The sequence below is a fragment of the Rathayibacter sp. VKM Ac-2805 genome (assembly GCF_009834265.1).
Taxonomy (GTDB): Bacteria; Actinomycetota; Actinomycetes; order Actinomycetales; family Microbacteriaceae; genus Rathayibacter.
In genome coordinates this window covers 1,312,443-1,328,170 of the sequence record NZ_CP047185.1, presented here as the reverse complement: position 1 = coordinate 1,328,170, position 15,728 = coordinate 1,312,443, and the positions used below count along the sequence as shown (strand labels likewise).

Genomic DNA, 15,728 nt, shown 5'->3' with positions numbered 1-15,728 from the left:
CGCCCCACCGGAGTGGGACGGGCGTCACGGTCGTGCAGGAGGGATCAGCTCTCGGCGGGAGCCTCGGCCTCGGCCTCCTCGGCCACGACGGGCGCGAGGGACAGCTTGCCGCGGTCGTCGATCTTGGTGATCTGGACGAGCAGCTTCTGGCCGACTCCGAGGACGTCCTCGACGTTCTCGACGCGCTTGCCGCCGGCGAGCTTGCGGACCTCGCTGATGTGCAGCAGTCCGTCCTTGCCGGGGAGGAGCGAGACGAACGCGCCGAAGGTCGCGAGCTTGACGACGGTTCCGAGGAACTGCTCGCCGACCTCGGGGTTGGTCGGGTTCGCGATGGCGTTGACCTGCGCACGCGCGGCCTCGGCCGACGGACCGTCGACGGCTCCGATGTAGACGGTGCCGTCCTCCTCGATGGAGATGTCGGCGCCGGTCTCGTCCTGGATCGCGTTGATCGTCTTGCCCTTGGGGCCGATCAGCTCGCCGATCTTGTCGACGGGGATCTGCACCGAGATCACGCGGGGCGCGGTCGGGGCCATCTCGTCGGGCTGGTCGATGGCCGCCGTGAGCACCGCGAGGATCGTGGTGCGGGCGTCCTTGGCCTGCTTGAGCGCGGCGTCGAGCACCGACGACGGGATGCCGTCGAGCTTCGTGTCGAGCTGGATGGCCGTGACGAACTCGGCGGTTCCGGCGACCTTGAAGTCCATGTCGCCGAGCGCGTCCTCGGCGCCCAGGATGTCCGTCAGCGCCGCGTAGCGGGTCTGGCCGTCGACGACGTCGGACACGAGGCCCATCGCGATGCCCGCGACCGGGGCGCGCAGCGGCACTCCGGCGTTGAGGAGCGACAGGGTCGACGCGCAGACCGAGCCCATCGAGGTCGAGCCGTTGGAGCTCAGCGCCTCGGAGACCTGGCGGATCGCGTAGGGGAACTCCTCGCGGCTCGGCAGCACCGGCACGAGGGCGCGCTCGGCGAGGAAGCCGTGCCCGATCTCGCGACGCTTCGGCGATCCGACGCGGCCGGTCTCACCGGTCGAGTAGGGCGGGAAGTTGTAGTGGTGCAGGTACCGCTTCTTGGTGACGGGCGACAGCGAGTCGATCTGCTGCTCCATCTTGAGCATGTTCAGCGTGGTGACGCCCAGGATCTGGGTCTCGCCGCGCTGGAAGATGGCCGAGCCGTGGACGCGCGGGATGACCTGCACCTCGGCGTCGAGCGGGCGGATGTCGGCCAGGCCGCGTCCGTCGATGCGCACGCCGTCGCGGAGGATGCGGCCGCGGACGACCACCTTCGTGACGGACTTGTACGCCGCTCCGACCTGGTTGTAGGCCTCGGCGGAGAGCTGACCCGAGGCGATGCGCTCGGCGATCTGCTCTTTGACGCGCGCCTTGAGGGCGTCGTCGGCGTCCTGCCGCTCGACCTTGTCGGCGATCTGGTACACGCGGACGAGCTCGTCGTAGCTGAGCTCGGCGACGTTGTCGTAGGTCTCCTGCGCGTAGGGCAGGAACACCGGGTAGTCCTTGACCGGCTTCGCGGTCTCGGCGGCGAGCTTCGCCTGCGCCTCGACGAGTGCGCGGAGGAAGGGCTTGGCGGCCTCGAGGCCCTCGGCGACGACGTCCTCGCTGGGCTTGGTCGCACCCGCCTTGATGAGGTTCCAGGAGGACTCCGTGGCCTCGGCCTCGACCATCATGATGGCGACGTCCGAGGAGCCGTCCTCGTTGGTGACGACGCGGCCCGCGACGGTGAGGTCGAAGACGGCGTTCTCCAGCTGGGAGGCCTTGGGGAAGGCGACCCACTGGTCGTTGCCGGAGCCGTCGGACATGAGCGCCAGGCGGACGCCGGCGACCGGGCCGGAGAACGGCAGGCCGGAGATCTGCGTGGACGCGCTCGCGGCGTTAATCGCGAGGGCGTCGTAGAACTCGTCCGGCGCGATGCTGAGGACCGTGATGACGATCTGGACCTCGTTGCGCAGGCCCTCGACGAACGAGGGGCGCAGCGGCCGGTCGATCAGACGGCAGACCAGGATCGCCTCGGTGGAGGGGCGGCCCTCGCGGCGGAAGAACGAGCCGGGGATCTTGCCGGCGGCGTAGGAGCGCTCCTCGACGTCGACGGTCAGCGGGAAGAAGTCGAAGTTGTCCTTCGGGTTCTTCGAGGCCGACGTGGCCGAGAGGAGCATGGTGTCCTCGTCGAGGTAGGCGGCGACGGCGCCCTGAGCCTGCTGCGCGAGGCGGCCGGTCTCGAAGCGGACGGTGCGGGTGCCGTACGAGCCGTTGTCGAGAACGGCTTCGGCGAATGTGATTTCAGGACCTTCCAAGAGGTCTGTCTCCTTAACGTCTGCAGCGGCGCCCCTTCTGGGCGCCGGCGTTCGTCGGAGCAGCGGTCCGGTCAGGAATCGAGACGATCCCACGGCAGGGCTTCGCGCCGTGCCGTCGTGTGGAGGGCGTTCGTGCTGGCCACCAGTAGAAGAGCTCCGGGCTGTCGCGACCTGTGCCGCGAGCGGGACGTGCCGCCTGCGACTCGTGCCGCGGCGGCCCGTGCTCTGTCGCACGCTGCCGCCGTCCGGGACTCCACCACCGAGGACCAGCTTCCTGCCGGCCTGCTCCGTGGCTCGAATCCTGGGTCGACCGGCGGTCGCTTTCGGATTCGGAACCGGTTCATGCTATCAGCCGCGGTGCGGTTCCTCCATGGACCCCGCCGACCCGGCGGGCCCTCCGCCCGTCAGCCCCGCGTCTCGTGCATCAGCAGCTCGACGCGCAGCCCGCCCCTCACCGTCACGATGCGGGCCGGCACGCGGGGCGACCTCCCCGCCTCCGAGAGCCGGGCGAGGGCGGCCTCGACCACGTTCTCGAGACCGCGCGGCACCTGGCCGACGAGCCCCGAGGGGCGCTGGGCCGCGAACAGGCGGACCGGCATCGGAGCGTCCACGCGCTCCTCCTCCTCGGTGCGGCGCGGGATTACGGCCGTGACCTCGTCCTCGCCGAGGGCGAGCACCCGCGCGATCTCGTCCTGGTGCGGCCGGGAGTCGGCGAGGCGGAGGAGGGTGTCACCGCGCCGCGACTTCGGGCGCAACTCGTAGTCGTAGTCGTCGAGCTTGCCCGAGCCGCGGTCGTCGGAGGGGAGGGGGTTCGCGTCGCCGCGTCCGAACGGGAAGAGCTTCATGCCTCCATTGTCCAGCTCGCGGCCCCTCCCCCGCTCGCGTCAGGCGGTGCGCCGCATCCGGGCGATCGCCGCGAGCACCAGGACGAGCACGACGGCGACGAAGCCGAGCAGGACCGGAACGGCCGGCAGGAGCGCGAGCGCGGCACCGATCGCCAGGACCGGCACCGCGAGGCCGAGATAGGCGGCGAGGAACACGGCCGCGAGCACCTCGCCGCGGGTCTCGTCGGTGGCGAGCGAGCCGGCGACTCCGAGCGCCAGGCGGAAGAGCAGGCCCACGCCTGCTCCCGCGAGCACCCCGCCGATGATGAAGGCGGACACCGAGACGATCACGGCGCCGGTCGCGACCAGCAGCAGCCCGGCCGTCAGCGTCACGGCCGCGAGGCGGAGCGCCGTCCGCGAGGACAGCCGGATCGAGACCAGCTGCGCGACGGCTCCGGCGGCGAAGACCCCGAAGGAGACCGCGCCCGCCTCGAGGTGGGAGGTCTCGCCGAAGCGCCCGGCGAGGAAGGTCGGCGCCAGCGAGGTGAAGAGGCCGAACACGGCGAACCCGGCGAACGCGCCGACCGCGGCCGAGAGGAAGACGCCGCGGGAGGCGGCCGGGACGGCCAGGCGCTGCGGACGGTAGGCCGGGAGGACCTCGCGCCGCTCGACCGTCTCGGGGACGAGCGCGACGCCGATCCCGAGGACGACCAGGAGGACGAGGAACACGGCGTACGGGACGACCAGGGGCTCGCGCACCGTCACGGCGAACACCCCGCCGACGAGCGGGCCGAGCGCCAGCCCGCCCATGTTGACGAGGGCGGAGACGGCGCGGGAGGTGCCGGGGCCCTCCTCCGGGCGGGCGACGGCGCGCAGCTCCGAGAGGTGAGCGGTGGCCGTCGCGGTGAGCGCGCCGACGCCGAGCCCGGTCAGCAGGCGGGCGAGGATCAGCCCGGGCACGTCCGGCCAGAGCAGGAACACGGCGGCCGCCAGGACCTCGACGAGGATCGACGCGAGCAGGATCCGGCGGCGGCCGAGCCAGTCGCTGACGTGCCCGGCGAGGAAGAGGCTCGCCACGACTCCGACCGCGTACGCGGCGAAGACCACGGTGACGACGAAGGCCGGGAACCCGTCGCGCTGCTGGTAGATCGCGTAGAGCGGTGTCGGCACGGTCGAGAACGCCATCACCGTGAGGAAGGCGACGGCGATCACCCAGAAGCCGTGGCGGTGCGGGAGCTCGCGGCGGTGGACGGACGGGAGGGAGCGCTCGGTGGTGGTCACGGTGTCCACAGTGCTCCGCCCCATCATCCGTGTCCAACGGAGGATCTCGGATGGATTGATCGTCCCTGTTGGACAATGGCCGCATGGACGACCGCCAGCTCGCCGCCTTCGTCGCCGTCGCCGAGGAGCTCAGCTTCACCCGGGCGGCCGCGCGCCTGTTCGTCGTGCAGTCGACCCTCTCGGCGAGCATCCGCTCGCTCGAGCAGGAGCTCGGCTCGCCGCTGTTCGCCCGCTCGACCCGGCGGGTGGCGCTCACCGCGGTCGGCGAGGCGCTCCTGCCCTCGGCCCGATCGGCGATCGACAGCCTCGACCGGATGCGCTCGCTCGCGGCCGACGACGCGGCGGGGCTCCGCGGGCGGGTGCGGGTGGGCACCTTCTCCGCCCTCGACCTCGTCGACCTGCCCGGCGCGCTCGGCGTCTTCCGCACCCGGCACCCGCTGGTGGACCTGCTCCTGCGCACCTCGACCACCGGCTCCACCGGTCTCGCCGAGGACCTGCGCCGCGGCCTGCTCGACGCCGCTCTGCTGGCACTGCCCGCGGCGCAGCTGCGGGGCCTGGCGGTGACGCGGCTGGTGCGCAGCGACTACGTCCTGCTGGTGGAGAGCGCGCATCCGCTCGCCGCGGCGGGACCGCCCTCCCCGCAGGACCTCGACGGGCTCACCTTCGTGGACACGCCCGCCGGCTTCGGCAACAGGGTCGCCGTCGACCTCGCCTTCCGCGAGGCCGGGGCGTCGCGCCGGGTGGCCACCGAGGTCGCCGATCTGCCGGGGATCCCCCGCTTCGTGCAGGCGGGGCTGGGGCCGGCGATCGTGCCGCGCGCGGGCGTCGAGCCGCTGGAGGGCGTCACGGCCCTCGCGCTCGACTGGCCGGGGCTGGTCTGGGAGCTCTCGGTCTGCACGGCGCCGCGCCCCTCCGCCGCGGTGCAGGCGCTCACGGCCGTGCTGGCGGAGCGGTCGGCCTAGGCCTCAGCCCTCGCGCAGGGGGCCGCGGACGATCGAGTCGCCGGAGTGCTCCGGGTCGTCGTCGAACGGCTCCTGGGAGACGTCCACGAGCGGGTACTCGGCGAGGTCGACGTCGTCGGGGACGGCGAAGACGCCGTCGGTCCCGTCGAGCACGCCGAGGCCGACCAGCCCGGAGGCGTCGGCGGCGAGGAGCCAGACCTCCCGGTACGAGTCGTCCGCGCTCTGCGCATCGAGGTGCACGTGCAGGCGGCGGGTGCCGTCGGCGTCCTCCAGCTCGGCGGTTCCGCTCGCTCCCTGCCAGTCGGGGAGAGCGGCGAGATCAGCGCGCGCCACGACGGCGGCGGCGTCGTCGCTCCGCGAGGCCTGCCACCAGGCTCCGCCCGCGACCCCGATGACGAGCGCGCCGAGAGCGGCCAGCACGGCGCTCAGAGCGCGGGGCCGGCGGCGGCGGGCGGGACGGTGCCGTCCCGGGGGAAGGGCGAGCGGAGGCGGCACGGCAGCGGCCGACGACGGCAGGGCGCCGGGCCCGAGGTCGCCGAGGGCGAGCTCCTCGCGGATGCGGTCCCAGACGATCGCGGGCGGCGCCTCCAGCTCGACAGCACGGCTCGCACGGCCCAGGCCCGCGGCGTGGCCGAGCTCGACCAGCTGCCGGGCGCAGTCGGGGCAGTCGCGCAGGTGGGCCTGCTCGGCGTCGCTCGAGTGCTCGCCGAGAGCGAGCAGGGCGAGCTCGTCGGGATCGAGGTGGGTCATGTGCTGCTCACCTCCAGGCGGGAGCGGAGCCGGTCGAGGCTGCGGCGGATGTGGCTCTTGACGGTACCGAGCGGCAGGCCGGTGCGCTCGGCGATCTCGGTGTGGGTGAGGTCCTCGTAGAAGGCGAGGCCGATCACCCGCCGGGGGACGGGATCCAGGCGGGCCAGCTCGTCGGCGATCAGGATCCGCGCCTCGAGGTCGACGGGGGCCTCCCCCTCCTCGACCGGCGTGACGGCGACGAGGGCCTCGGTGAGCCTCCGCTCGCGCGCCCGCGCCTCGTGCGCGTCCGCGATCCTCCTCCGGGAGATCCCGACCAGCCAGGCTCCGAGAGCCGCCCGTCCGGGGTCGAAGCCCGAGCGCGAGGTCCAGGCCGAGACGAACACGCGCTGCACCACGTCCTCCGCGTCGCCGCGGTCGCCGAGCGAGCGCAGCGCCAGCGTGAAGACCAGCGGCGACCAGCGCGAGTAGGCCTCGGCGAGCGCCGCCTCCTCCCCTGCGGCGAAGCGGCGGCCGAGCCGGGCCACGAGAGCGCTGTCGGCCTCGGCGCCGTCGGCGGGCTCGATGGTCTCGATCAGGGGATCCCTCCAGGGCTGCGGGGAGCGCTGCCGCCCGGGGGCGTGCGGCGCTGCGAGGCTCATCGTACGTCGCTGAGGCTCGGGCGGGCGGATCAGCCGGCCGGGACGGCCGTGACCACCACGTTGCTGAGGTAGTGGCGGGTGTCGTAGTCGAAGTCGCCGCCGCAGGTGATCAGGACCAGCCGCGGCGGTCCGTCGGCGGCGAACACGGCCGAGAGGTCGACCGTGGTCTTCTCCGTGGTCTCCACCGTCGAGACGGTGTACGCGCGCTCCGCGCCGTCCGCGCCGGTCAGGGTCACGGTCTGGCCCGGGACCGCCTTCTTCAGCTCGACGAACGGCCCGAGGCCGTAGGCGAGGGAGTCGACGTGCGCGGCGATCACGACCGTGCCCTCCGGCTCGTCGAGGCCGGCGCCGAAGCGGTACCAGCCGGCGACCTGCGTGTCGGGCACGAGCTCCATCGTGCCGTCGTCCGCGACTCCGACCGGCTCGACGGCCATGTCGACGGGGAGCCCGTCGACGACGAGCCGCTCGGGAGCGAGCGCGGTGGGGGCGGGGGTCGCGCCGAGCCGGGCGTCCGCCACCGGGACGGACGGCACCGCTTCCGGCAGGGTCGCCGCGGGCGAGGAGGGGACCGTGGCCGGCACCGGCTGCTGGGGCGCCGAGGAGACGGCGGCGGGAGCGGGCTCCACCCGGGACTCCTGCGCCGCGCATCCGGCGAGACCGGCACCGGCCACGATCAGCCCGACCACGGCGAGGACGCGCAGAGGGAAGGGGCTCCGGCTCATGGCGTCCTCCTGGGTCGTGGTCGGGGGTGCCGGGACGGCCGCGCTCCAGCACGGCCGTCCCGGCGGTCGGATCCTCGGGTCAGCGACGCGAGGCGGCGGTGCGGCGGCCGATCAGCACGGCGCCGGCAGCGGCGAGGGCGGCGAGGAGTGCTCCGCCCCACCAGCCCGCGGCGGCGTCGGGGCGGTTGTCCGCGGCGAGGCCGGCCTCACCGGCGGGGACGCCAGACGGCGAGGAGTGCAGTCCGTCGATGGTCTGCGTCGCGAGGGCGAGGTTGCCCTTCTCCAGGCTGCCCCAGGCGTAGACGATCGTGTTCACGCCCTCCTGGACCTGCACGTCGGCCGGGCCGATGACCGGCGCGGTGGTCCCGGTCGCGGCGACCACGGTCGAGATCGTGGCCGGGGCGAGGTTCAGCACGCCCTCGTTCGGGTTCGTCACGTTCGTCAGGACGGGCGACCCTCCGGCGAGGATGTCCACGGCCGGAGCGGCGGCGATGTGGCGGACCGTGAGCCGGCCCTCGCCCGCGGCGGTCTTCGAGATGTCGTTGGTGAAGAGGGTCGCGGTGGGGGTGTTGTCCGGCGTGAGGTGCGCCGCGACGGTGTAGCTCTTCCCCGCCTCGAGGCTGATGTCGATCGGGCCGATCACGGGGGCGCTGGCGTCCGCGGCGGTGGAGGCCGTGATGGCGACCTTGTAGGTGCCGGTGGGGAGGTCGAGCGGGCCGGCGAGCGAGCCGGGGGTGAAGTCGTCGAGCGTCAGCTTGCCGTCGACGTAGACGTCGACCGGGGTGTCGGGGACGGCGTGCAGGACCGAGAGGTCGGCCGAGTCGGCGTCGGCGGCGGCGGCGGGCGTGGCGGCGATGCCGACGACGGCCAGGGTTCCGATGCAGGCACCGGCGAGCAGGCTGCGGGAGAAGCGGGAGGTGGTCACGGTGTTCCTCTTTCACGATGGGACCCGCGTGGGGTCGGGGGGTGGTCGAGAAGGGCCTTCACCACTACTTCCGGCCGAGGCGCCTCCTCGGATGCACCCGGTCTGAGATTCCTCGAAAGAATTCCTGCCGGACACTTCGCGAGCCCCTCGCAGCGCTGGCCCGAGCGCCCGCGCCGGGCTAGCCTCCGACCAGGAGGTGCGGAGGATGGGCAGGCGCGGCGTGGTCCTCCTCCTCGCCGCCGCGGCGCTCACCACGGCGGCGGTCGCGGGCGTGCAGGGCTCCCTCGCCCCCCGGGCGCCGGTCGCCGACCAGGCCGCCGCCGCCTCCGACGCCCCCGCCCAGTGCGACGACGCCCGGGAGCTGCTGGCCGCCTCGTCCGCCTTCGAGGGCGGAGCGGGCGTGCCGGCCGGCCACCTCGTGGCCTGCCTCGACGAGGACCACCGGCGCCTCACGATCCACAACCGCACCCCCGTCGTCTGGAGTCTCGGCGACTCCTCGGTGCGGGGCGTGACGAGCGGGACGGACGGAGTGACGGGGCTGCTGAGCCTGCACGCGTCGCAGTCCTCCTCCGGGCTGCTCCTCGCACCCGGATCGGCGGCCTCGGTCTCGGCCGGCGACGGGAGGATCCGACCGCGGCCCGACGAGCCCTCGACCCGGCTGCAGCTCGCACTCACCGCGGTGGTCGCGGCTCAGGATCAGGCGATCGGCCCCTCCGCCGGTCCCGACAGCATCATCCGCGGCGCCGCGCTCACCTGCGCGGTCGTGGTCGCGGAGTCGGACACCGGCTGGCGGGTGACCTCGCCGCGGGCTCTCGCCGCGGCGGCCGAGGACCCGGTGTGCGCGCGCGACTGGGCCCGCGCCCAGCGCAGCGCGGCGGCCTGGCGGATCGCCCTGCCCGGGCTCGTCGACGCCGTGGAGGCTCCCGGCCGCCCCGAGGAGGACACGGCGCTCCAGCGGGCCGCGGCCGACTGGTTCTCGGCCTCGAGCGGCTACTCGTGGGGCGGAGTCGACCGCCCCGCTCCCCTGCCCTGACCGGCGCCGCGCGCCTCGTCCGCCCGGGAACGCGGAACGGGCCGCCCTCCGCGAGGAGGACGGCCCGTTCGGCAAGAAGTTCGCGGTGTCATCGAGACCGCGCCCTGCTCCAGGAGGAGCTAGCGGCGCAGACCGAGACGCTCGATCAGCGAGCGGTAGCGGTTGATGTCCACATCCGACAGGTAGCCGAGGAGTCGACGACGCTGACCCACGAGCAGCAGCAGACCACGACGCGAGTGGTGGTCGTGCTTGTGCTCCTTGAGGTGCTCGGTGAGGTCCTTGATCCGCTTGGTCAGGACGGCCACCTGCACCTCGGGGGATCCGGTGTCACCGGGGTGGGTCGCGTACTCTTCGATGATCGCCTTCTTGACATCTGCTTCGAGTGCCATATATGGGATCCCCTCTCTCTCGTTGCGCGGTGCCCGGCGCCTGATGCGTGGGCTCTCTTGATCCGCGGCCGTCGAACGGCAACCGGACGACTCTACCAGAGGGAGGGCGGTGTCAGGAGCCGGTGGCCCGGTTCCAGAGCACGACGAGCCACGGCGAGACCAGCAGCTGCCAGTAGACGAGCACGAGGACGTTGAGGACCACGCCGATCCAGCCGGCGATGGGCGGGCGCTTCTCGCGACGCCGGGCGCGGAGGGTGGAGACGGCGAGCAGGATCCCGGCGAGCAGGACCGCGTGCACGAGCGCAGTGTAGAGCACGCCGACCAGCAGGTCGCTGACGGCCTGGTCGCCCGGGTAGGCGCCGAGCGAGATCAGTGCGTACCAGACGAAGAACGACAGCGGGACGGCGAGGACGGCCAGGAGGACCGAGACGATCCCGGCTCCGTAGCGGCGGAGGAACCCGCGAGCTCCCGAGGCCGTGGCACCGGTCCGAGCGGCTCCGGCGCGGACGCCGCCCGTGGAGCTGCGCCGACCGCCCGTGGCGGCCGCCGCGCGACGCGCGCCCGCCTCGGCGGCGGTGCGGATCGAGCGTCGCGAGGGGGCGGCTCCGGCTGCTCGCGGGGCAGGAGGACCCTGACGCCCGGGCGCGCCGTCGGATGACGTGCTCATGCCTCTCACCCTAGGGGATGACCCCTGAGCCCCCGGATCGGCGCGACGCGGCCCGCCGGGGCGGCGGAGTCAGCAGAATGGAGCGAGTGAGCCAGACCCCCCGCGCCCCCCGGCGCAGCCACGTCCTCGACGTCTCCCCCCTCCGCGAGTCCCCGGCCTTCGCCCGGCTCTGGGCCGGCAACGTGATCTCGGGCATCGGCGGCCAGATGACGATCGTCGCGGTCGGCCTGCACATCTACGAGCTCACCGGATCGACCCTCGCGGTCGCGCTGGTCGGCGTGGTGGCGCTGGTCCCGACCGTGATCGCCGGCCTCTACGGCGGGATGCTCGCCGACGCGTTCGACCGCCGCCTGGTGCTCCTGCTCGCCGCGGTCGTGGCCTGGGGCTCGACCGCGGGGATCGCGGCCCTCGCCTGGCTCGGCGCCGAGACCCCGCTCTCCCTCTACGTGCTCACCGCCGTGAACGCGGTGGCGACGACGGTGATCGTGACCACCCGGATGACGCTGGCTCCGCGGCTGCTCCGCACCGAGCTGGTCCCCGCCGCCGCCGCGCTGGGCGGCATCGCGAGCGGAGTCGAGGTGACCGTGGGGCCCGCCCTCGCCGGCGTGCTGGTCGCCTCCTCCGGCTTCGCGATCACGTACACGATCGACGTCGTGCTGTTCCTCGCCGCATTCCTCGGCATCGCGGGGCTGCCGGCGCTCGTGCCCGAGGGCGAGCGGCAGCGGCCGGGGCTGGAGTCCCTCCGCTTCGGCCTGGGCTTCCTGAAGGGCGCCCCGAACATCCGGATGTCCTTCCTGGTCGACATCGTGGCCATGACCTTCGGACAGCCGCGCGTGGTCTTCCCGGCGGCCGCCGCCGTGCTGCTCGGCGGAGGCGCGGTGACGGTGGGCGCGCTCACGGCCGCGTTCGCGATCGGGGCGCTGATCAGCGGCGTCTTCTCCGGCCGGCTGACCGGGGTCCGCCGGCAGGGCCTCGCGATCGGCCGCTCGATCCAGGTGTACGGAGCCTTCGTCGTCGCCTTCGGCGCGGTCCTGCTCGGTGCCGCGCTCGTGCAGCACGACGCGTCGGCGCCGAACGCGGTGCTCATCGCGCTGGCGGCGGTCGCCCTGGCCGGCGCGGGCGCCTCGGACAACGTCAGCTCGATCTTCCGGCAGACGATGCTGCAGACCGCGGTCCCGGACAACATGAGGGGTCGTCTCCAGGGCGTGTTCATCGTCGTGGTGACGGGCGGCCCGCGGGTCGGCGACCTCTACACGGGACTGCTCGCCTCGCTCGCACTGCTCTGGCTGCCGCCGCTCGCGGGCGGGCTCGCGATCATCGCGATCCTCGCCGCGGTGCTGCGCCTGCGGCCGGGGTTCCGCGCGTACGACGCCCTGCACCCGACGGCCTGAGCGGAGTGGCGTCTCCCTCGAGGCGGACGGGACAGCGCGCCCGCCCGCTCGGCTCAGGCCGGCGGACGGGCGCGCCGGGGATCAGTCGCCGGAGGCCGCGTCGGCGCCGCCGCCGTCGGTCAGCCGGTCGTCCGAGACCAGTCCGCTGTCGTCGTCGCGGCCCTCGACCCGCACCGGGCGGTAGACGTGGAAGCCGTCGTCGTCGGGCTCCAGCTCCCAGACCACCTCGACCTCCTCGCCGTCGATGTCGGCCAGGCGGGTGAAGGAGCGCTGCGGGGAGCCGTCGATCATCTCGAGGCGGATGCTCTCCTGCTCCGCTCCGCTGTCGAGGATGGCGGTGTACGTCGATTCGGTGTCCATGCCTCGACGCTAGACACGCGCGGGGAGGCGTCGCCACCCCTTGCGGCGGCGCACGGTCCGCGTAGCGTCGGCACCATGACCGACACCGACATCACTCCCGCCGACTCCGACGACCGCGAGCAGATCACCGAGATGGTGAAGAGCGCCGGGATCGGGCTCCTCACCACCGTCAACGCCACCGGGCAGCTCGTCAGCCGTCCGCTCAAGGCCCAGGACATCGACTTCGACGGCGAGCTGTGGTTCTTCACGCAGGACCCGTCACCCAAGGTCGACGACATCCGCGCGAACCCGAGCGTCAACGTCGCGTTCGAGTCGAAGAAGGGCTACCTGTCGGTGGCCGGCTCGGCGACTGTCGTGCACGACCCGGCGAAGGTGGACGAGCTGTGGTCCCCGGCCGTCGCCGGCTGGTTCCCCGACGGCAAGGACGACCCGACCGTCGCGCTGATCCGCGTCGAGGCCGAGACCGTCGAGCTGTGGGCGACCGACGAGCCGCGTCCGGTGGTCCTGTTCAAGGTCCTCAAGGCCGCCGTCACCGGCGGACAGCCCGACATCGGCGAGAACCGCACCGTCTCCTTCGAGTGATCCCTCCCCCCCGAGGCGCCGCCGGGGCGCGGCGCCTCGCGGGGACAGGCGTCAGGCGCCGCCGAAGCGCTCGGTGCGGACGCGCTCGGGCGCGTGGCCCTGCTCGACCAGGGCGGTGGCGACGGCCTCGACGAACGAGGTCGGGCCGCACACGTAGACGGTCGGCTCGAGCGAGGCCGGCAGAGCCGCCTCGGCGAGCAGCTCCGGAGTGACGCGGCCGGCCGGACGCGCCGCTCCCGCCGGCGCCGCCCGGGTGAAGACGTGGTCCACCGCGACTCCGCCCGTCGCGGCCGGCCGCTCGGCGAGCGCCGCCAGCTCCTCGCGGTAGTACGCGAAGACGGGCGAGCGGACCGAGTAGAGCAGCTGCATCCGCGCCGCGCTCCCGGACCGGGCGTGCTCGCGCGCCATCGCCATCAGCGGCACCACGCCGCTCCCGCCCGCGATCAGCAGCACCGGCTCCGCCTGCTCGGGGCGCCAGACGAACCAGCCGCCGATCGGACCGCGGATCTCGAGCCGGTCGCCCGCTTCGAGTCCGTCGACCAGGTACGGGGAGACCTCCCCGTCGTCCAGCCTCTCGACCGCGAGCTCGACCCGCTCCCCGTCGGCCGGGGCGCCGATCGAGTAGGAGCGGCTCGCCTGGTAGCCGTCGGGCGCGGTGAGGCGCACGTCGAGGTGCTGCCCCGCCAGGTGGCCCGGCCACCCGGGCACGCGGAGCACCAGGAGGCGCGACGTGGGCGTGAGCGGCGCGACCGACTCGGCCACCGCCTCCGTCCACATCACCAGTAGCGCTCCTCTTTCCAGGGGTCCCCGTGCATGTGGTAGCCGTTCTGCTCCCAGAAGCCGGGCTCGTCGCCGGGCATCAGGCGGAGCGTCCGGACCCACTTCGCGCTCTTCCAGAAGTAGAGGTGCGGCACCAGGAGCCGGGCGGGGCCGCCGTGCTCGGCCGCGAGGGGCTTCCCCTCGAACTCGGTGACGACCCAGGCCCTCCCGCCGCGGATCTCGGCGAGCGGGAGGTTCGTCGTGTAGCCGCCGAAGCTCTGCGCCATGACGAAGCCGGCGTCCGTCTCCAGGCCCTCCAGCAGCGTGTCGACCGAGACGCCCCGCCAGCTGGTGCCGAGCTTCGACCACCGGGTCACGCAGTGGATGTCGGTGTGGACGTCCTCGTGCGGGAGCGCGTCGAACTCCTCCCGGTTCCAGCGGCGGACGCCCGCGGGGCCGCCGTCGATGGAGAAGGCCCACTCGTGGATGTTCGGGGTGGGCCCGATCGAGAGGACCGGGAAGCCGTTCTCGAGGTGCTGGCCCGGCGGGAGGTCCGGGTCCGCCTCCCTCTTGCCGAAGAAGCCCCGCGTGATGATGCCCATGTCCGCCCTCGTCGTCCTCGGGGCCTGGCCCCGGATCGCTGGAAACCGCTCGTCGCGCTCACGCTACCGCTCGGCGCTACCGCATGCGGGCCCGCCGGGCGAGCCCGGGACCGTGTCGGACGTCGGTGCCAGGATCGGGGCATGAGACGAACCGTCGTGCCGCCGTACCTCCTCGTCCGCATCGCCCGCCTCGACGATCCGGCCTTCGCCCGGGCCGCGCGGGCCGCGAGCCGCTCGCTCGAGCAGGACGTGCCGTTCCGGCGCGTCCGGCCCGGAGAGCCCGCGCCCGACCGCGGGGCGCCGACCGCCACCGCGACGTCCTCGCCGCGCACCCGCGTGCAGTCGCTCCAGCGCACCATCGCGGACGCGCGGACCGAGGAGACCCTGCCCGGCACGGTCGTCCGCCGCGAGGGCGAGGCGGCCACGGGGGACGCGGCCGTCGACGAGGCGTACGACGGCCTCGGCGCGATGTCGGCCTTCCTGCAGGGTGCGTACGGCCGCGACTCGATCGACGACGCCTGGCTGCCGCTCGACGCGACCGTGCACTTCGGCGACGACTACGACAACGCCTTCTGGGACGGCTCGCGGATGGTCTTCGGCGACGGGGACGGCCAGGTGTTCCGCCGCTTCACCGTCTCGCAGAGCGTGATCGGCCACGAGCTCGCCCACGGCATCACCGAGTACACGGCGAACCTCGTCTACCGCGGCCAGTCCGGGGCGCTCAACGAGTCGGTCTCGGACGTGTTCGGAGCCCTGCTGGAGCAGTACGGCGCCGGCCAGAGCGCCGACGAGGCGAGCTGGCTGATCGGCGAGGGGCTCTTCACCGACGAGGTGCAGGGCACGGCCCTGCGGTCGATGATCGCCCCCGGCACCGCCTACGACGACGACGTCCTCGGCTCCGACCCGCAGCCGGGCTCGATGGCCGACTACGTCGAGACCGACGACGACAACGGCGGAGTGCACATCAACTCGGGGATCCCCAACCGCGCGTTCGCCGTGGCGGCGACGACCCTCGGCGGGAAGGCGTGGGAGCGCGCTGGGCAGGTCTGGTACGACGTGCTGACCGGGGGCGTCCTCACCGCGACGGCCGACTTCGAGGCGTTCGCCGCGCTCACCGTGCAGGCCGCCGCCGAGCGCTACGGATCCGGCTCCGAGGTCGAGGCCGCCGTGCGCACCGGCTGGACGACGGTCGGCGTGACCCTGTCCGCCTGAGCCGGTCCGATCGAGGGCGGAGGCGGGTAGCATCGCGCGCATGGACGTCATCGTGTCGCGCAGCGGCGGATTCGCCGGCCTCCGCCGGGTGTGGCGGGTCGACGTCGAGCAGCAGCCCGACGAGGGCGCGTGGCGCGACTTGCTCGGCTCGCTCCCCTGGGACGCCGCCGACGGCGAGTCCCCCGGCCGGGCCGACCGCTTCGTCTACGAGATCCGCGTGCAGACGCACCACGTCCGCCTCGGCGAGACCGAGCTCGACGGAGCCTGGCGCGAGCTGGTCGACCGCGTGAAGAAGGCGCAGCCCCGTTAGGAGCTGCGCCTTCGTCGT

The 15,728-nt window shown here is 73.6% G+C and carries 18 protein-coding genes; 6 read left to right on the top strand and 12 right to left on the bottom strand.

Translation table 11 applies throughout. From position 1 onward, the window contains the following. Nucleotides 1–44: 44 nt before the first annotated feature. The 3 genes from GSU40_RS06155 to GSU40_RS06145 form a co-directional block, all read right to left on the bottom strand. On the bottom strand, nucleotides 45–2,303 hold the full coding sequence (locus GSU40_RS06155; protein ID WP_104226293.1) for a polyribonucleotide nucleotidyltransferase: 2,259 nt from the start codon (nucleotides 2,301–2,303) through the stop codon (nucleotides 45–47). A gap of 404 nt (nucleotides 2,304–2,707) precedes the next feature. Beyond that, the gene (locus GSU40_RS06150; RefSeq protein ID WP_160034097.1) at nucleotides 2,708–3,148 is read right to left on the bottom strand and encodes a hypothetical protein; all 441 of its coding nucleotides are present in this window, start codon (nucleotides 3,146–3,148) and stop codon (nucleotides 2,708–2,710) included. A 39-nt stretch (nucleotides 3,149–3,187) separates the two neighbouring features. Further along, on the bottom strand, nucleotides 3,188–4,408 hold the full coding sequence (locus GSU40_RS06145; RefSeq protein ID WP_244229616.1) for an MFS transporter: 1,221 nt from the start codon (nucleotides 4,406–4,408) through the stop codon (nucleotides 3,188–3,190). A gap of 83 nt (nucleotides 4,409–4,491) precedes the next feature. Here GSU40_RS06145 and GSU40_RS06140 point away from each other — a divergent pair, with 83 nt between their 5' ends. Next, the gene (locus GSU40_RS06140) at nucleotides 4,492–5,370 is read left to right on the top strand and encodes a LysR family transcriptional regulator (protein ID WP_104226290.1); all 879 of its coding nucleotides are present in this window, start codon (nucleotides 4,492–4,494) and stop codon (nucleotides 5,368–5,370) included. A gap of 3 nt (nucleotides 5,371–5,373) precedes the next feature. On the opposite strand, the gene GSU40_RS06135 is transcribed toward GSU40_RS06140, so the two are convergent. The 4 genes from GSU40_RS06135 to GSU40_RS06120 form a co-directional block, all read right to left on the bottom strand. Next, nucleotides 5,374–6,120: an anti-sigma factor gene (locus GSU40_RS06135; protein WP_160034093.1), complete on the bottom strand. Its 747-nt coding sequence runs from the start codon at nucleotides 6,118–6,120 to the stop codon at nucleotides 5,374–5,376. Further along, the gene (locus GSU40_RS06130) at nucleotides 6,117–6,758 is read right to left on the bottom strand and encodes a sigma-70 family RNA polymerase sigma factor (RefSeq protein WP_104226288.1); all 642 of its coding nucleotides are present in this window, start codon (nucleotides 6,756–6,758) and stop codon (nucleotides 6,117–6,119) included. The genes GSU40_RS06135 and GSU40_RS06130 overlap by 4 nt, the downstream gene beginning before the upstream one ends. Nucleotides 6,759–6,787: 29 nt before the next feature. Continuing rightward, nucleotides 6,788–7,480: a class F sortase gene (locus GSU40_RS06125; protein ID WP_104260617.1), complete on the bottom strand. Its 693-nt coding sequence runs from the start codon at nucleotides 7,478–7,480 to the stop codon at nucleotides 6,788–6,790. Nucleotides 7,481–7,559: 79 nt separating this feature from the next. Further along, a complete protein-coding gene (locus tag GSU40_RS06120) occupies nucleotides 7,560–8,405 on the bottom strand; it encodes a DUF4397 domain-containing protein (protein ID WP_104239038.1) in 846 nt (281 codons plus the stop codon). 205 nt (nucleotides 8,406–8,610) lie between these two features. On the opposite strand from GSU40_RS06120, the gene GSU40_RS06115 reads away from it, so the two are divergent. Further along, complete coding sequence (locus GSU40_RS06115; protein WP_104283796.1) at nucleotides 8,611–9,438, top strand: hypothetical protein; 828 nt, start codon at nucleotides 8,611–8,613, stop codon at nucleotides 9,436–9,438. A gap of 119 nt (nucleotides 9,439–9,557) precedes the next feature. Here the strand turns inward: GSU40_RS06115 and rpsO are convergent, their stop codons facing one another. Both rpsO and GSU40_RS06105 read right to left on the bottom strand, forming a co-directional pair. Further along, nucleotides 9,558–9,827: a 30S ribosomal protein S15 gene (rpsO, locus tag GSU40_RS06110; protein ID WP_068252328.1), complete on the bottom strand. Its 270-nt coding sequence runs from the start codon at nucleotides 9,825–9,827 to the stop codon at nucleotides 9,558–9,560. Nucleotides 9,828–9,939: 112 nt separating this feature from the next. Further along, nucleotides 9,940–10,494, bottom strand: a complete 555-nt coding sequence (locus GSU40_RS06105) for a hypothetical protein (RefSeq protein ID WP_104224815.1) — start codon at nucleotides 10,492–10,494, stop codon at nucleotides 9,940–9,942. Nucleotides 10,495–10,580: 86 nt separating this feature from the next. Between GSU40_RS06105 and GSU40_RS06100 the strand changes: the two genes are divergently transcribed. Next, entirely contained in the window at nucleotides 10,581–11,885 is a 1,305-nt protein-coding gene (locus GSU40_RS06100) for an MFS transporter (protein WP_244229615.1), read from the top strand. Between the two features lie 81 nt (nucleotides 11,886–11,966). Here GSU40_RS06100 and GSU40_RS06095 read toward each other — a convergent pair whose 3' ends face one another. Then, nucleotides 11,967–12,245, bottom strand: coding sequence for a hypothetical protein (locus GSU40_RS06095; protein ID WP_104224817.1), 279 nt, complete (start codon nucleotides 12,243–12,245; stop codon nucleotides 11,967–11,969). A gap of 75 nt (nucleotides 12,246–12,320) precedes the next feature. Between GSU40_RS06095 and GSU40_RS06090 the strand changes: the two genes are divergently transcribed. Next, nucleotides 12,321–12,827, top strand: coding sequence for a pyridoxamine 5'-phosphate oxidase family protein (locus GSU40_RS06090; protein ID WP_104224818.1), 507 nt, complete (start codon nucleotides 12,321–12,323; stop codon nucleotides 12,825–12,827). Nucleotides 12,828–12,878: 51 nt separating this feature from the next. Here the strand turns inward: GSU40_RS06090 and GSU40_RS06085 are convergent, their stop codons facing one another. Then, a complete protein-coding gene (locus GSU40_RS06085) occupies nucleotides 12,879–13,604 on the bottom strand; it encodes a ferredoxin reductase (RefSeq protein ID WP_160036165.1) in 726 nt (241 codons plus the stop codon). Continuing rightward, nucleotides 13,604–14,188, bottom strand: coding sequence for a molybdopterin-dependent oxidoreductase (locus tag GSU40_RS06080; RefSeq protein WP_104224820.1), 585 nt, complete (start codon nucleotides 14,186–14,188; stop codon nucleotides 13,604–13,606). The genes GSU40_RS06085 and GSU40_RS06080 overlap by 1 nt, the downstream gene beginning before the upstream one ends. A gap of 141 nt (nucleotides 14,189–14,329) precedes the next feature. Between GSU40_RS06080 and GSU40_RS06075 the strand changes: the two genes are divergently transcribed. After that, nucleotides 14,330–15,400 (top strand): M4 family metallopeptidase, encoded by a 1,071-nt coding sequence (locus GSU40_RS06075; RefSeq protein WP_104224821.1) that lies wholly within the window; start codon nucleotides 14,330–14,332, stop codon nucleotides 15,398–15,400. 40 nt (nucleotides 15,401–15,440) lie between these two features. After that, nucleotides 15,441–15,710 (top strand): protealysin inhibitor emfourin, encoded by a 270-nt coding sequence (locus tag GSU40_RS06070; RefSeq protein WP_104283800.1) that lies wholly within the window; start codon nucleotides 15,441–15,443, stop codon nucleotides 15,708–15,710. Nucleotides 15,711–15,728 lie beyond the last annotated feature (18 nt).

What these genes read in the sequence shown, in the direction of transcription:
- GSU40_RS06075 (WP_104224821.1), top strand. Translation starts at nt 14,330, where the DNA reads ATGAGACGAACCGTCGTGCCGCCGTACCTCCTCGTCCGCATCGCCCGC.
- GSU40_RS06130 (WP_104226288.1), bottom strand. Translation starts at nt 6,758, where the DNA reads ATGAGCCTCGCAGCGCCGCACGCCCCCGGGCGGCAGCGCTCCCCGCAG.
- GSU40_RS06105 (WP_104224815.1), bottom strand. Translation starts at nt 10,494, where the DNA reads ATGAGCACGTCATCCGACGGCGCGCCCGGGCGTCAGGGTCCTCCTGCC.
- GSU40_RS06140 (WP_104226290.1), top strand. Translation starts at nt 4,492, where the DNA reads ATGGACGACCGCCAGCTCGCCGCCTTCGTCGCCGTCGCCGAGGAGCTC.
- GSU40_RS06090 (WP_104224818.1), top strand. Translation starts at nt 12,321, where the DNA reads ATGACCGACACCGACATCACTCCCGCCGACTCCGACGACCGCGAGCAG.
- GSU40_RS06115 (WP_104283796.1), top strand. Translation starts at nt 8,611, where the DNA reads ATGGGCAGGCGCGGCGTGGTCCTCCTCCTCGCCGCCGCGGCGCTCACC.
- GSU40_RS06150 (WP_160034097.1), bottom strand. Translation starts at nt 3,148, where the DNA reads ATGAAGCTCTTCCCGTTCGGACGCGGCGACGCGAACCCCCTCCCCTCC.
- GSU40_RS06095 (WP_104224817.1), bottom strand. Translation starts at nt 12,245, where the DNA reads ATGGACACCGAATCGACGTACACCGCCATCCTCGACAGCGGAGCGGAG.
- rpsO (WP_068252328.1), bottom strand. Translation starts at nt 9,827, where the DNA reads ATGGCACTCGAAGCAGATGTCAAGAAGGCGATCATCGAAGAGTACGCG.
- GSU40_RS06085 (WP_160036165.1), bottom strand. Translation starts at nt 13,604, where the DNA reads ATGTGGACGGAGGCGGTGGCCGAGTCGGTCGCGCCGCTCACGCCCACG.
- GSU40_RS06135 (WP_160034093.1), bottom strand. Translation starts at nt 6,120, where the DNA reads ATGACCCACCTCGATCCCGACGAGCTCGCCCTGCTCGCTCTCGGCGAG.
- GSU40_RS06125 (WP_104260617.1), bottom strand. Translation starts at nt 7,480, where the DNA reads ATGAGCCGGAGCCCCTTCCCTCTGCGCGTCCTCGCCGTGGTCGGGCTG.
- GSU40_RS06070 (WP_104283800.1), top strand. Translation starts at nt 15,441, where the DNA reads ATGGACGTCATCGTGTCGCGCAGCGGCGGATTCGCCGGCCTCCGCCGG.
- GSU40_RS06080 (WP_104224820.1), bottom strand. Translation starts at nt 14,188, where the DNA reads ATGGGCATCATCACGCGGGGCTTCTTCGGCAAGAGGGAGGCGGACCCG.